General features: G+C 69.9%; 9 protein-coding genes and 1 pseudogene. 3 read left to right on the top strand and 7 right to left on the bottom strand.

The window, feature by feature from the left end:
- Positions 1-38 precede the first annotated feature (38 nt).
- From ACW9TB_RS22990 to ACW9TB_RS22975, 4 genes are all read right to left on the bottom strand, one after another.
- A complete protein-coding gene (locus ACW9TB_RS22990; protein ID WP_472750105.1) occupies positions 39-596 on the bottom strand; it encodes a GNAT family N-acetyltransferase in 558 nt (185 codons plus the stop codon).
- Positions 593-1,747: a hypothetical protein gene (locus ACW9TB_RS22985; RefSeq protein WP_472750104.1), complete on the bottom strand. Its 1,155-nt coding sequence runs from the start codon at positions 1,745-1,747 to the stop codon at positions 593-595. The genes ACW9TB_RS22990 and ACW9TB_RS22985 overlap by 4 nt, the downstream gene beginning before the upstream one ends.
- Positions 1,748-2,464: 717 nt before the next feature.
- Positions 2,465-3,421, bottom strand: coding sequence for a hypothetical protein (locus ACW9TB_RS22980; RefSeq protein ID WP_472750103.1), 957 nt, complete (start codon positions 3,419-3,421; stop codon positions 2,465-2,467).
- Positions 3,422-3,655: 234 nt separating this feature from the next.
- The gene (locus ACW9TB_RS22975) at positions 3,656-4,981 is read right to left on the bottom strand and encodes a cryptochrome/photolyase family protein (protein WP_472750102.1); all 1,326 of its coding nucleotides are present in this window, start codon (positions 4,979-4,981) and stop codon (positions 3,656-3,658) included.
- Positions 4,982-5,115: 134 nt separating this feature from the next.
- Here ACW9TB_RS22975 and ACW9TB_RS22970 point away from each other — a divergent pair, with 134 nt between their 5' ends.
- The 3 genes and pseudogenes from ACW9TB_RS22970 to ACW9TB_RS22960 all read left to right on the top strand — a co-directional run bounded on the left by ACW9TB_RS22970 (position 5,116) and on the right by ACW9TB_RS22960 (position 7,791).
- Positions 5,116-6,066, top strand: a complete 951-nt coding sequence (locus tag ACW9TB_RS22970; protein ID WP_472750101.1) for a MerR family transcriptional regulator — start codon at positions 5,116-5,118, stop codon at positions 6,064-6,066.
- 129 nt (positions 6,067-6,195) lie between these two features.
- Positions 6,196-6,681, top strand: a pseudogene (locus ACW9TB_RS22965) (RNA polymerase sigma factor); the annotation flags it as partial.
- Positions 6,682-6,795: 114 nt separating this feature from the next.
- Entirely contained in the window at positions 6,796-7,791 is a 996-nt protein-coding gene (locus ACW9TB_RS22960; protein WP_472750145.1) for a YbgA family protein, read from the top strand.
- Positions 7,792-7,834: 43 nt separating this feature from the next.
- Here ACW9TB_RS22960 and treZ read toward each other — a convergent pair whose 3' ends face one another.
- From treZ to glgX, 3 genes are read right to left on the bottom strand one after another with little or no spacing between them, the layout of a single operon-like run.
- On the bottom strand, positions 7,835-9,562 hold the full coding sequence (treZ, locus tag ACW9TB_RS22955) for a malto-oligosyltrehalose trehalohydrolase (RefSeq protein ID WP_472750100.1): 1,728 nt from the start codon (positions 9,560-9,562) through the stop codon (positions 7,835-7,837).
- Between the two features lie 3 nt (positions 9,563-9,565).
- The gene (gene treY, locus ACW9TB_RS22950) at positions 9,566-12,142 is read right to left on the bottom strand and encodes a malto-oligosyltrehalose synthase (protein WP_472750099.1); all 2,577 of its coding nucleotides are present in this window, start codon (positions 12,140-12,142) and stop codon (positions 9,566-9,568) included.
- The gene (glgX, locus tag ACW9TB_RS22945) at positions 12,135-14,240 is read right to left on the bottom strand and encodes a glycogen debranching protein GlgX (protein WP_472750098.1); all 2,106 of its coding nucleotides are present in this window, start codon (positions 14,238-14,240) and stop codon (positions 12,135-12,137) included. The genes treY and glgX overlap by 8 nt, the downstream gene beginning before the upstream one ends.
- Between the last annotated feature and the right edge of the window lie 148 nt (positions 14,241-14,388).

Genomic DNA, 14,388 nt, shown 5'->3' with positions numbered 1-14,388 from the left:
TGCGTTTCCGGCCGGCGAAACGTCTACATATCTGTGGGTCAGCGACCTCTCATGCTGAGGACCATTGAGTCATACAGTGGCGCCTCGTCCCAGGGGCGCGACTCCCCGACCTTCTGATACCCCCACGACTCGTACGCCAATTGAGCCGGTCTCGCTTCCGGCTCGGGTCGCATCGTCAACGCGACCCGCTCGACCTCCAGCCCCTCTATCAAAGCAGCGTGAAGCCTTCCGGCAATGCCGCGCCGCCGCCAGGGATTTCGGACAGCCAGTTCGATGACGACAAAAGTCCGGCCCCCGGTTTCCCGCGTGAACTCCTCCGGCGCCGGTTGAAGAAGCCCTCGCCACCACTGAGTGTCCGGCGGCAACAGGTATCCGAAGGTGAAACCGACGACCTCCATATCCTCATATGCGATCGCAAGCCGGAAACCGGGGCGTTCGACCTGGCGCCGGAAGCGCTCAATGAACTCTGCGACATCCTGTGGACCCTCCAGGTACGGAGGCTCGGCGTACACCTCTTCGTACGCTGAGAGGATCGCGCCCAGCTGTGCCACCGCCCCGCTGCCGTCCCATCGCTGGATGGTTGCCTGATCAGTCATATTGCCCTTTCCGTCAGGTGATTCGATAGGACCTCTACCGGGCCGGCTGTTGTTCGACTGTCGGTCTTCGCGAGAAGGTCACGGACCTCCCTCAGTCGCCGGACCACACGCCCGGATTCGACTTCTTCCAGGTGAGGCAGAGAGGCAACCGCCTCGGAAGCGGCCTCGTCGGCCTCTCCAGCCAGTGCCAGGCTGCGGGCCAGGGTGAGCCGATAAAGAGCGGCATTACGGGTGTAGGTGCGCTCTTGGTGGGCCAGGGCAGCGCGCAGAAACGGAACAGCCGCGCTATGGCGCCCGGTTTCTGCGTAGACCAATCCCTGCGTGTAACCAAGCTCGGCCTGTCCATGGAATGCCGCCCATGACGGAGCCGGACGCTCCCGGTCGGAACGTTCGATCATACGCATCGCACAAGCGAGTTCTCGTCGCGCACCGCTGTTGTCTCGCATTTTCGCCAGAGCACGAGCTTCACGTGCGACAATCATCGACACCAAAATCGGTGACTGCATGGCCTCGGCACGCAGCCGGGCCGCGCGAGCCAGGTCATAACCGTCCCGAGGCCGGTCTTCGTGAATGGCTTGCATGCTGAGGCTGGCGAGCACCATGACCTCAAGATTCGGATCACGCAGCATGGTGGCGGTGGTTAACGCCTCGCCCCAGAAACGGCGGGCCTCATCTTGCCGGTCGGCGTCATAATGCAGCCAACCACAATGCTCCGCTGTCTCTCCTGCCAGAAGCTGGAGCTGCCGACCGATACCGGCAGGATAGCTTCCGATGTTGATCACACGACGAATCCGCTGCAGATGCCGCATGGCAAGAGACCGCACATCACCCCCGCCATAGGCATCGTCGAGGGTATATAGCGAACGCAGGACATCGCGAAGCTCAGCGATATGGGCGGGACCGACAGAACCGGAACCAGACAGGCCGATACTCGCAGCGGTTCCGAGGGTATCGGCCAGGAACATCCTACGATCTAAGCCGAACGTGTTTTCGGGCGCCCTTTCAACATATTCCGTTCTATTCGGAGGCGGCGACGGAAATCCCAGTTCGACTGGATTCATACCGAACATCGCGTGCAGCACTCGCCATGCCCGGGGACGAGGAAGAGGAGGGTCCGGTTTGCGCCAGCGCCGCAACTGTCGTTCGGTCAAAGTAACCTCCTCCCCTACCAACTGCGCTGACTTCGCGTATTCCGCAAGGAACGCAGCCGTTTGTCCCCAGCCACGCAGTCTGCACTCGCGATCGAACGCCGTACACTGCTCGGTCATGTCCGCCTCGGGATAGTCACCGTTCCCCACGGTAGCGCAGGACTTTTTCAGCGAAAGTCCGCCGCGAGTCGAAAAGTCCGGCGGAGGGACCTCATGCGCGTCCGGCCTGGTGGCCCGCCCGCACAGTTACATGGAAGCGGAGGCAAGGAGGCCACATAAACGACGATGACCAACCGTGTAGTTCGGTCGATATCCCAGTTCCTTCGCCCGCTGCCAGGGCTTCTCAGCATGATCAGCGAATTCCCTATCGCTGATGGAAGTCCCGAAGCCGTGCTGATCGCCCCTGTAAGACACGGTCCCGGAAACCTGCGGCACCCCGAAGCGCCGCCGTAGGCTGCCCCGTGGCCCAACTGCGGCAAGTCATCCGCGCCTTCGGGGTGCCCCTCCTTCGTCTCCCATCTCCCTGAGAATTCCCTGACGACGAGCGAAGACGACACAGACCACACGAACTGCTCCCGCTGGCGTGTACGACAAGCTGCGGGACGACGGCAAGGGCAATTTCAAGGCGACCGTGACACAGCTGAGCAGCTCACCGAGATCATCCCTGATCTGCCCGAGCCGGCCGCGCCAAAGCGTGGGAACGCCCGCTGGGGGACATCCTCAGCCGGTGACGATGATTTCCTCCCGGCGGGCTTCCAGGGTGTCGCGTCGCCGGGTCAGTTCTGCTTCGTGTGCTTCCAGGCTCTCGACCGTGCGCCGCACCCATTCGGCGACGTCCGCCACGGCCGCGCCGGTGCTCGCGATCCGGTGGTGCTTGATCGCGTCGGTGACGATGTTGTCGAAGAACATGTCGGCGAACCAGCGGGTGTCCACCTGGGGAAGCTTCGGGGTGACGTGCACGCCGATGTCGACGAGTTCCCTGGCGAAGGTGTCCAGCAACTGCTGGGCGTGCCAGGCGGCCTCGTCCGCGTTGCGCAGGTGGCCGTGCTCCATCATGTCCGCGAAGCCGCCACCCCCGGCCAGCATGTCCCAGGTGGAGGCGCCCCGGGCGCTGCCGAGGCAGCGCAGGACCTCGCCGACCCCGTGGAAGGCGTCGATCCCGGCCCGGTGGGCCTCCTGGTGCTCCGCCAGGGCGGCACGGGTGTCGGCGAGGCCGTGGCCGATCTCGACCAGCTCGCGGCCCCTGAGGTCACCGGACGCGACTAGCCTGCGCTCCTCACGCTCCAGCAGCGCGTCGTACTCCTCACGCGCCGACCCGAGCCCGGCGAGTCCCTCGTCCACGGCGGCCCTGTCGGCGTTCAGCCATTCGAGGCGGTTGTGCTGGCCGTCCAAGCGCCGCCGTACGGCCAGCACCTCGGCGCGCTCCCTGGCGAGCCGTTCGTCCCTGGACCCGCTGAGCCCGGCCAGGAGGGCCGCGAAACCGCCGCCCTCCAGCCGGGAGACGTCCTCCTCCTCCTTGGCGAGCTGCTCCTCAAGGTCGCCCAGGAGCGCCCCGACCTCGTCGAGCTGCACGATCACCGCACCGCGCCGGCTGGTCAGTTGTTCGAGCCGCCGTACTCGTTCGCGGGCGGTGAGCAGAGCGTCGGCGGCGTCGGAAGGAGAGTCATAGGGGGTCACACCTGTGCGACGCGCGAGAGGGAAGATTCGTTCCGCACCACCCGTATCACCGCTTACGGCCCTCCGCCCGGCGAGAGGCAGCGGATGGCCCAGGAGGAGTATCCAAGGTTCACAGACCGCCCACAGCACCCGCCCTGCTCACTGCTTACGGCTCTCCGCCCGGCGAGAGGCGCTGGATGGCCCGGGAGGAGCCTCCGAGGTTCACGGACCGCTCGCAGCACCCGCCCGCCGGGCTCAGGTCATGGGGACGAGGGGCGCCGGATAGCCCGGGACGCCCGAGGGGAGTTTCCAGGGCTCGTGGACCGCCCGGGTGGACACGGCGTCGAGCTCGGGGACGTAGCGGCGGACGTACTCGCCGTCCGGGTCGTACCGCCTGGCCTGCCGGATGTGGTTGACGGGCCGGTTGGGACGGGTGTCGTTGCCGGTCCCGGCGACCCACTGCCAGTTGCCGTAGTTGTTGGCGACATCGCCGTCGAGCAGCCGCTCGAAGAAGTGCTCGGCGCCGACGCGCCAGTCGACGCGCAGCCGCCGGACCAGGAACGAGCCCACGATCATGCGGGCCCGGTTGTGCATCCAGCCCTCGGAGAGCATCTGCCGCATCCCGGCGTCCACGATCGGGACCCCGGTCATGCCCTCCTTCCACGCCTGCGCCGCGTGGTCGTCGTCGCGCCACTCGTGCCCGCGCGGCCGGTAGTCGTCGCGGTTGATGCGCGGGAAGGCCCGCGTCACCTGGTAGAAGAAGTCGCGCCAGCACAGCTGCCTGACGAAGTCCTCGGCGTCCCCGCCGTCCCTGCCGTCCCCGCCGCTCCCGGCGTTCCCGATCTCCCTCGCGAGCGACTCCAGCTCCAGTGGCGAGACGCAGCCGAAGCGCAGGTAGGGGCTGAGCCTGGAGGTGCGGTTGCCCGCCATGTCGTCGTGGCCGTCGGCGTAGTCGTCCACGCAGTGTCTCAGCCACTGCCCCATCCTGCGGCGCCCGACCGTCTCACCGCCCCTGAACAGCTCGTACGGCTCGCGCCCCGGCTCGGGCAGCTCCCCCGGAGTCAGGTCGTCGGGGACGTGCACCGCGCCGGGGGCCTTGAGCACCTCCCTGCGGGGCTGCCGGGCCCAGGCCCGCCAGTAGGGCGTGAAGACCCGGTAGTGGTCGCCTCCGCTCGACGGTCTGAGGGCGTCGGGGGGCACGATCGTCAGGCCGGGAAACGGATGGAACGCCATCCTGGCGCGCTCGCACTCCTCGGCGAGCCGCCGCTGCCTGCGGTTCGCGAAGGTGCTGACGTCCAGGCTGGTGTAGACGGCCTGGGCCTCCGACTCGCCCGCCAGGCGCATCGTCTCCGCGACCTGGTCGCCGTGGCGCACGACCAGCTCGCCACCCCGTTCGCGGAGCGATCCGCGCAGGTCGGCGAGGCATTCGGAGAGAAATCCCCGGCGGTTGCCCGCGGGCACGGCGGGGTCCGCGACGAAGAGCGGTATGACATGACGTGCGCGCTCGCACGCCGCGGCGAGCGCCGGGTGGTCGTGCACCCGGAGGTCGCGGCTGAACAAAACGATCACAGTATCGGTCACGCTTCATCTTCCGCCGGTCACGCTCCGTCGGTTGCATCCATCAGGGCATGGAACTCGAAAGAATGTTCATGGAGCAACCGCTCGCGTCTCCTGTCAGGCTGGTACGGCACATAGCGGGCTTGAAATGGGATGAGATGGACGAGCAGCCTCAGGCGACAGCCGGCGAGGAGCCGGGCTACGGCATCGGGGCCGTCTCTCGGCGCCTCGGGGTGCCCGCCCCCACGCTGCGAACCTGGAACCTGCGCTACGGCGTGGGCCCGAGCCGCCGGAGCCCCGGGGGGCACCGCCGCTACGACTCCCGCGACCTGTGGCGCCTGGAGGAGATGAACCGTCTCATCAGGAGCGGGGTTCCCGCCTCCGACGCGGCACGGGAGGTCCTGCGGATCGAGGCCGTCCCACCGCCGCCGACGGAGCGGGCGCCCGGGTGGCCCGCCCCGAAGGCGATCCCGTCGCTCACGGCGAAGCGGCCCCCCGGCGTGCCGACGGTGGCGATGCTGGCACGGGCGGCGATGACGCTGGACAGCGGGACCGTCCACGACTGGATCAGCGCGGCGCTGGCCAGGCACGGCGTGCGGTGGACCTGGGAGCATCTGGCGATGCCGGTCTTCGAGACGATCTGCAGGCGCCAGTCGGAGAGCGGGGCGAGCGTCGAGGTCGAGCACCTGTTCTCCGACCGGCTGCTGGCCGCGCTGATCGGGCTCACCGGGCGCCCCGCCCGGCCCGCCGGTAACCGTCCCGTCCTGCTCGCCTGTGCCGAGAACGATCTCCACAGCCTGCCGATCTACGCGCTGGCCGCCGCGCTGACCACCGACCACCACCTGGAGACCCGGGTGCTGGGCGCCAGGACCCCGTACCCGGCGCTGGCGGACGCGATGCGGCGGCTGGGCCCCTCGGTGGTCTTCGTCTGGTCCCAGCTGCCCGAGACCGGCGATCCCGCCCCGCTCGCGGCGCTGCCCGCGCTCCGCCCGCCGAGCCTGGTCGTCGCCGGTGGCGTGGGCTGGTGGGACGGCCTGCCCGCGTCCATCCCCCACGCCGCGTCGTTCGAGGACGCGATCAGCCGCGTCACCGCCGCCGCCCTGGCCTGACCCCTCCCCTCCTTTTCCTCGCCGGATCCGCCCAACCTCCGGGCACGCCGTGCCGCCTGCTTGCGATCATGGCCGCTGAGCGAGTATGAATAAGTTTTGAGTAGCTTTTCTCGGTAAAGAGGAGGCATCATGACCGACCACCTGAACACCAGGTTCGCCGAGGGCGACGAGGCGGCTCTGGTCGAGTGCCTCCGCACCCACGGGCCTCTCATCCGCTCCTACCTGCGGCGATTCGTCCGGCCGCAGGACGTCGAGGACCTTCAGCAGATCGTGTTCGCGGAGGTCTGGCGTTCCCGGCACCGCTTCGACCCGGCGCGCAGCCTCCCCGCCTGGATGCTCGGCATCGCCCACAAGCGCGCGGTCGACCAGCTGCGGATGCGCACCCTGCGTACGGTGCCGCTGGATGTGATCGCGGACCCCGCCGGTGACGACGGCCGGGTCGACGGCGACGGCCTGGCGGAGCGCGACCAGGTGCAGCGGGCGCTGGCCAAGCTGCCCGAGCCGCAGCGTCAGGCGATCGAGCTGGCCTACTACGGCGACCTGACCCAGCGGGAGATCTCCGAGAGGCTGAGCGTCCCGCTCGGCACGATCAAGGCTCGTACGGCACGCGGCCTGCGCCGCCTGTCCGGCATCCTCGGCACGGCCGCGACGGGCGGCTGGGACGCCGAACCGCGCCGGCGGAAAGTCGCCGCCGCACGCGGTGCGAGCGGTTCGAGCGAGGTGGGTGAGATGAACGGAACCGACAGGACCGGTGGGACGGACGAGGCGGACCTGCAGGTCGTCAGGCCGAGGGTCGCGGTGTCCAGCTGCCTGCTGGGGGAGCCGGTCCGTTTCGACGGCGGGCACAGCCGCAACCGGTTCCTCAGCAACGAACTGGACAAACACATCGAGTGGGTGCACATCTGCCCGGAGATGGAGATCGGCCTGGGCAGCCCGCGCGAGACCCTCCGCCTGGAGCGCTCACCGGACGGCACGCGGCTGGTCTCCAGGAGGAGCCGGGTGGACCTCACCGACAGGATGACCGCCCTCGCCGGTGAACGGGTTCCGGCCCTGTCCGAGATGGACGGCTACATCTTCAAGTCCAAGAGCCCCAGCTGCGGGGTGCACGGCATCCCCGTCCACGCGGACGGCACGACCGTGGACCGCAGGGGCAGGGGGCTGTTCGCGGCCGCGGTCCTCGACGCCCATCCGCTGCTGCCCGTCGAGGACGAGGGACGGCTCAACGACGCCCTGCTCCGCGAGAACTTCGTGGAACGGGTCTTCGCCCGCGCCCGGCTCCGCGCGCTGCTGGAGAGCGACTGGCGCCCTCGCGACCTGGTGTCCTTCCACGCCCGGCACAAGATGCAGCTGCTGGCCCACAACCCGGTGGCCTTCCGGGAGGCGGGCCAACTGGTGGCCCGGGCGGGCACGCGGCCCCGCGAGGAGCTGGCCGCCGACTACGCCCGCGTCTTCGGCACGGCGTTCGCCGCCAAGGCCAGCATCGGCCGGCACGTCAACGTCCTGCAGCACTGCATGGGGATGGTGGGCGACGCGCTCGACCCGGCCCGCCGGGCCGACCTGGCGGAGGTCATCGCCTCCTACCGGGCCGGGCGGGTGGCGCTGAGCGTCCCGGCGACCCTGATCCGCCACCACGCCCAGGGGGCGGCCGGGAAGTACGTACGGGAGCAGACCTACTTCTCGCCGTACCCGGAGGACCTCCGGCTGCGCAACCACGTGCCCGCCTGAGCGGTGTGACGCCCGGACCGGTCCGGGCGGGGCGTCACACCGGTCAGACGGCCGGATCCAGTCGTACGATCGCGAGGGAGCGGGGCGGCAGGGACAGCTCCTCACCCTCCACGGTCGCCGACGGGTCGGAGGCGAGCAGGATGTGGCCCGGCGCGGAGCGGCCGGTGCCGAGTTTGACCGTGAGCGCGATCGGGCCGAGGTTGGCCGCCACCCTGAGCCCTCCCCGGTGCACGACCAGCCAGGACTCGCCGTGGTCGACGCGCACCCGCTCCAGCCTCGGGTCCGTCAGCTCCGGGTGGGCGCGGCGCAGCGCGATCAGGGCGCGGTACCAGTCGAGGTGGGCCCGGTGGGCGTCGTCGTCCAGCTCGCTCCAGTCGAGCTTGGAGCGCAGGAACGTCATCTCCTCACCGGGATCGGGGGCCTTGTCCGCCCAGTCGTCGTAGCCGAAGCCGACGAACTCCCGCCGCCGCCGGTCGCCCTCGCCCTCGCGCAGCTGCGGCTCGACGTGGTCGGTGAAGAACAGGAACGGCGCCCGCGTCCCCCACTCCTCCCCCATGAACAGCATGGGCGTGAACGGCGAGGTCAGCAGGAGCCCCGCGGCCAGCCGGAGCGCCTCGGGCGCCATCCGGTCACCCTCGGCCCGGTTGCCGATCTGGTCGTGGTTCTGCGCGCAGCAGACGAAGCGGTAGCCGGGCACGTGGGACGCCGGGCGGCCGTGGGAGCGGCCGCGGAAGGACGAGTAGGTCCCGTCGTGGTAGTAGGCGCGGGTCAGCACCTTGGGCAGGGCGCCGTAGAAGTCGTCGTAGTAGCCGTGCCGCTCACCGGTCACCGCCACGTGCAGCGCGTGGTGCACGTCGTCGTTCCAGGCCGCCGCGAGGCCGAACCCCCCGGCCTCGCGGGGGGTCATCAGCCGGGGGTCGTTGAGGTCGGACTCGGCGATGAGGGTGAGCGGCCTGCCCACGGCCGCCGACAGCGCCTCCGTCTCGGCGGCGATCTCCTCCAGCAGGTGCACGGCCCGGTCGTCGTGCAGGGCGTGCACGGCGTCCAGCCGCAGGCCGTCGACGTGGTAGTCGCGCAGCCACTGCAGCGCGTTGCCGACGAAGTAGGCGCGCACCTCGTCGGAGCCGGGGCCGTCCAGGTTGACGGCCTGCCCCCAGAAGGACGAGGCGCTGGAGTGGAAGTACGGGCCGAAGGGGGCCAGGAAGTTGCCCGAGGGGCCGAGATGGTTGTAGACGACGTCGAGGATCACGCCGAGCCCGCGCCGGTGGCAGGCGTCCACGAAGCGCTTGAGCCCGTCGGGGCCGCCGTAGGTCTCGGTGACGGCCCACAGGTCCACGCCGTCGTAGCCCCAGTTGCGCCCGCCGGGCACCGGCGGCACCGGCATGACCTCCACGAAGTCGACGCCGAGCTCCGCCAGGTGCTCCAGCTTGCCGATCGCCGCGTCGAAGGTGCCCTCGGGGGTGAAGGTGCCGATGTGTAACTCGTAGATGACCGCGCCCGGCAGGTCACGGCCCCGCCACAGGGTGTCGCCCCACTCGAAGCGGCCGTGGTCGTAGACCCGGCTCGGGCCGAAGATCCCCTCGGGCTGCCAGCGGGTCCTGGGGTCGGGAATCGCCTCGCCGCCGTCCAGCCGGAACCGGTAGTCGGTGCCGTGCCCGGCGCCGGGCACCTCCGCCGTCCACCAGCCGCCCCCGGCGGACGACATCGGGTAGCGGACCTCGCCGATCTCCACGTCCACCGCCGTCGCCTGCGGCGCCCATACCTCGAACATCGGTCAGTCCCTTTCCAGGAGCGCGACAGGGTGGACGGACAGCAGGTGGGCGAGCGGGATCCGGCCGGTGTACTCGGCACCCGACAGCAGGTCCCGCCAGGTGCCGCGCGGCAGGGTGAGCGTGGTGCTCCCCCAGCCGCCGCGCCGCTCCAGGCCGACGGGCAGCCGGGTGGCCACCGTCACGGCCCGCTCCCCCCTGGCGAAGGCGATCGCGTGCTCCCCGGCCTCGATCGGGACGTACGGCGCCTCGGGGTCCAGCCTCCGGCGCAGGTCCAGGGCCATGGCGGTCACCGCCAGCTTGGCCTCGTCCCACGAAAGGCTCGTCGTGGCGGGGCTCGGGTGCGGCTCGTCCGGGTGCGCCTGGCTCGCGTGGGCCTGGGCCGCCGAGAGCATCCGGCGGCGCAGCGGGAAGTCGACCGGGCGCCGGTTGTCCGGGTCGACCAGCGAGAAGTCGGTGATCTCGTTGCCCCAGTACAGGTCGGGCACGCCGGGCAGCATGAGCTGGACGAGCTTCTGGCCCAGCGAGTTGGACCTGGCGTACGGCTCGATCCTCGCGGCGAACTCCGCGACCGAGGCCCCGCACTCCTCGACGGCCCGGCCGACGAAGTCGCGGATGCCGCGCTCGTAGGCCGGGTCGGGGGTGGCCCAGGAGATCGAGGTCTTGGCCTCGCGGGCCGCCTTGAACAGGTAGTCGAAGAACCTGTCGGGCCCGATCGGCCAGGAGGCCATCAGGTTCTGCCAGGCCAGGTAGTCGAGGGCCGGGTCGAAGGAGACCTTCGAGGACCACTCGCCGACCGCCGCCGCCCACTCCCCCGGCAGCTCGGACAGCACGGCCAGCCTGGCCCGTACGTCCTCGGAGCGCTTGGTGTCGTGGGTGGAGAGCGTCGTCATCGTGCCCGGCGACATCTCCCGGCAGAACGCGTGGAACTCCTCGACGGAACCGCCGAACCGGTCGGGCTCGCCGCCCACCTCGTTCAGGCAGGACAGGGGGTACCAGCGGTAGAGGGCGGTGTCCTCGACCCCCTTGGCCATCACCGGGCCGCAGGTCTGCTGGAAGCGGGTGACCGCCTCGGCGGGCCCGGTCAGGACCCGCTCGACGACCTCCGCCACCGGGGCGCCCTCGGGCAGCCGCCCGGCGGCGACCCGCCCGGCCTCCTCGACGATCCTCGCCGACAGCTCGGGCACCGGCTCGCCCGGTACCGCGTAGGCCCGGTAGACCGGCATCGCGGCGAGCAGCTCCACCAGCGTCCGCCGGTCGGAGCCGACGACGGCGTGCAGCCGGTCGATCTCCGCGCCGAAGAACAGGTCCAGGACCTCCGCCTTGGACTCGCGGACCACGGCGGCGTAGTCGTCCCGCACCCCGGTCTGCTGGGCGAACAGCTCGACCAGCGGCTCCCTGCCCGCCGGGTCGACGAACAGCCCGGTGATCCGGTTGAGTGTGTCGTAGCCGGTGGTGCCGTCGCACTCCCAGTCGGCGGGCAGCCGCTCGGAGCCGACCAGGATCTTCTCCGCCACGGTCCACACGCCCGAGCGCTCGCGCAGCCGCGACAGGTAGCCGCGCGGCTCGGCGAGCCCGTCGGGGTGGTCCACCCGCAGCCCCTGGACGACGCCCTCCTTGACGAGCGAGAGGATGACGGCGTGCGTGGCGTCGAACACCTCCGGGTCCTCCACCCGCACCCCGATCAGCGAGGACACGTCGAAGAAGCGGCGGTAGCCGGGCCCGCGCCGCCAGTCGACCAGCCGGTAGTGCGTGTCGGGCAGCGGGAACTCGTGGTCGTGGTAGCGCAGCACGTCGCCGTCGGCCACCGCCTCGCCCGCGTCGCCGAGCACCGGCATGTTCAGCCTGTTCTCGCCGCCGGTCCAGTCGATGTCGAACCACGACGCGTACGGCGACTCCGGCCCGTCCCTGAGCACCGACCACAGCTGGGCGTTGCCCGACTCGGGCACCGGGATCGTCATGTGGTTGGGCACGATGTCGACGACGACGCCGATCCCGTGCTGGGCCAGCGTCGCCGACAGCTCCCGCAGTCCTTCGACGCCGCCGAACTCCTCGCGGACGCGCGAGTGGTCGGTCACGTCGTAGCCGTGCCGCGACTCCGGCACGGCCTGCAGGATCGGCGACAGGTAGACGTGGCTCACCCCCAGGTCCCGGAGGTACGGGGCCAGCTCGGCCACCTTGTCGAACCCGAAGTCGGGGGTCAGCTGGAGCCGGTACGTCGAGATCGGCACCTCGTACGAACCCGGCGGGGGCGGGGGCGCGGGGGCCTCCTCGGGGAGCGCCGAGGGGCCGGGGACGTCTCCCCCGGTCCTGGCCCCGGGGACGGACTCCGGCAGGATCTCGTCGTGGGCGACCTGCGGGGGGACGGCACCGGGCGGGGGCTCGGGCGGGGAGTCCGGCAGGGGGTCCGGCGGCATGCCGGGCCCGGGGACCGGCTCGGGCCCCGGCCCCGGCTCGGGGACGGACTCCGGGGGGACGACTCCGGGCGCGGGCTCCAGGGGAACGGGCTCGGGGACGGGCTGAGTCGTCGACTCGGACACGGTCTCCGAAACGCGGGCGGGCTGGGACACGGGCTCAGACACGGCGCAGCACCCTCACCGAGCGGCCGACCACCGGCACGCTCTCTCCGGCCCGGCAGACCCGGGTGTCGACCGTGATCGGCATGGCCGTGTCGATCTCCGTCAGCCACATCTCGCCGTAGTCCTTCGGAAGCGTGAACTTGATGACGTCGTGGTGGGCGTTGAACAGCAGCAGGAACGAGTCGTCGACGATCTGCCGTCCCCGGCGGTCGGGCTCGGTGATGGCCTCGCCGTTCAGGAAGACGGCGAGCGACCTGGCGTATCCCACGTTCCAGTCGGCGTCGGTCATCTTCTCCCCTCTCGGAGTGAGCCAGGCGATGTCGCTGAGGTTCTCCTCGGAACCGCGTACGGGCCGCCCGTAGAAGAACCTGCGCCGCCGGAAGACCGGGTGGTCGGCGCGGAGCTTGGCCAGCCGCCGGGTGAACTCCAGCAGCAGCCAGTTCTCCCTGATGTCGGACCAGTCGACCCAGCTCAGCTCGTTGTCCTGGCAGTACACGTTGTTGTTGCCCCGCTGGGTGCGGCCCAACTCGTCGCCGTGGGAGATCATCGGAACGCCCTGCGACAGGAACAGCGTGGTCAGGAAGTTGCGTTTCTGCTGCTCGCGCAGGGACTCGATCGCCAGCGAGGCGGGCCCCTCCTCGCCGCAGTTCCAGGAGCGGTTGTCGTCGGCGCCGTCCCGGTTGTCCTCGCCGTTGGCCTCGTTGTGCTTGTTGTTGTACGAGACGATGTCCTGCAGGGTGAACCCGTCGTGGCAGGTGACGAAGTTGATGGAAGCGGCCGGGCGGCGGCTGTCGTCCTGGTAGAGGTCGCTGGAGCCGGTCAGCCGGGAGGCGAACTCGGGCAGCGAGGCGGGCTCGCCCCGCCACAGGTCGCGGATCGTGTCGCGGTACATGCCGTTCCACTCGGTCCACCTGGCGGGGAAGTTGCCCACCTGGTAGCCGCCGGGGCCGACGTCCCACGGCTCGGCGATCAGCTTGACCTGCGACAGCACCGGGTCCTGCTGGACCAGGTCGAAGAAGGCGCTCAGCCGGTCGACCTCGTGCAGCTCGCGCGCCAGCGTGGAGGCCAGGTCGAACCTGAAGCCGTCGACGTGCATCTCGATGACCCAGTAGCGGAGCGAGTCCATGATCATCTGAAGCACGTGCGGGGAGCGCATGAACAGGCTGTTGCCGGTGCCCGTGGTGTCCATGTAGTACCGCTTGTCGTTGTCGACCAGGCGGTAGTAGTCGGCGTTGTCGATGCCGCGCATGCTCAGCGTCGGGCCCAGGTGGTTGCCCTCGGCCGTGTGGTTGTAGACCACGTCGAGGATGACCTCGATGTTCGCCTCGTGCAGGGCCTTGACCATGGCCTTGAACTCCAGCACCTGCCCGCCGCGCTGCCCGGTGCTCGAATAGGCGTTGTGCGGCGCGAAGAACCCGATGCTGTTGTAGCCCCAGTAGTTCGTCAGCCCCCGCTCGGCGAGGACGTGGTCGGTGACGAACTGGTGCACCGGCATGAGCTCGATCGCCGTCACCCCGAGGGCGGTCAGGTGGTCGATGATCTCCGGGTGGCCGATCGCGGCGTATGTGCCCCGGATCCGCTCGGGGATCTTCGGGTGGTTGATCGTCAGGCCCTTGACGTGCGCCTCGTAGATCACCGTGTTGTGGTACGGCGTGCTCGGCGGCCGGTCGTGCCCCCACCCGAAGAACGGGTTGATCACGATGGAGCGCGGCACGAACTCGGCCGAGTCGGCGTCGTTGCGGCTGTCGGGATGGCCGAAGCGGTAGCCGTACACCGCCTCGTCCCAGTTCACCTCCCCCTCGACCGCCTTGGCGTACGGGTCGAGCAGGAGCTTCGCGGGATTGCACCGCTGCCCTCTCTGCGGGTCGTACGGCCCGTGCACGCGGTAGCCGTACCGCTGCCCAGGGCCGACGCCCGGCAGATATCCGTGCCAGACGAATCCCTCACACTCGGTGAAGGTGACTCTGGTCTCCTTGTTCTCCTCGTCGAACAGGCACAGCTCGACGCGTTCGGCGGCCTCGGTGAAAAGCGCGAAGTTGGTTCCCGCGCCGTCGTAAGTGGCCCCGAGAGGATAGGGGTCACCCGGCCAGATCTCGATCATCAGTCCCTCTTGAGCGTGGAGACCCCCGCCTTGGGGCGGGGGAGAGAACACGGCACGGCGCCGTACTGGGGGTTTCTCTCAAAAGTCTGGGCGGACTCGGCCGGTGGGGGGAGGGTGTCAGTGCGCCGTACTTCAGCGGTGGACAAAC

Source organism: Streptosporangium sp. H13245, from assembly GCF_055690525.1.
Note: the sequence above shows the minus strand (reverse complement) of the source record. Positions and strands in the feature narration are given on the sequence as shown.

Bases quoted from the DNA above. Each gene is read 5' to 3' on its own strand.
- glgX (WP_472750098.1), bottom strand. From the start codon at position 14,240: ATGATCGAGATCTGGCCGGGTGACCCCTATCCTCTCGGGGCCACTTAC.
- ACW9TB_RS22970 (WP_472750101.1), top strand. From the start codon at position 5,116: ATGGACGAGCAGCCTCAGGCGACAGCCGGCGAGGAGCCGGGCTACGGC.
- ACW9TB_RS22990 (WP_472750105.1), bottom strand. From the start codon at position 596: ATGACTGATCAGGCAACCATCCAGCGATGGGACGGCAGCGGGGCGGTG.
- treZ (WP_472750100.1), bottom strand. From the start codon at position 9,562: ATGTTCGAGGTATGGGCGCCGCAGGCGACGGCGGTGGACGTGGAGATC.
- ACW9TB_RS22960 (WP_472750145.1), top strand. From the start codon at position 6,796: ATGAACGGAACCGACAGGACCGGTGGGACGGACGAGGCGGACCTGCAG.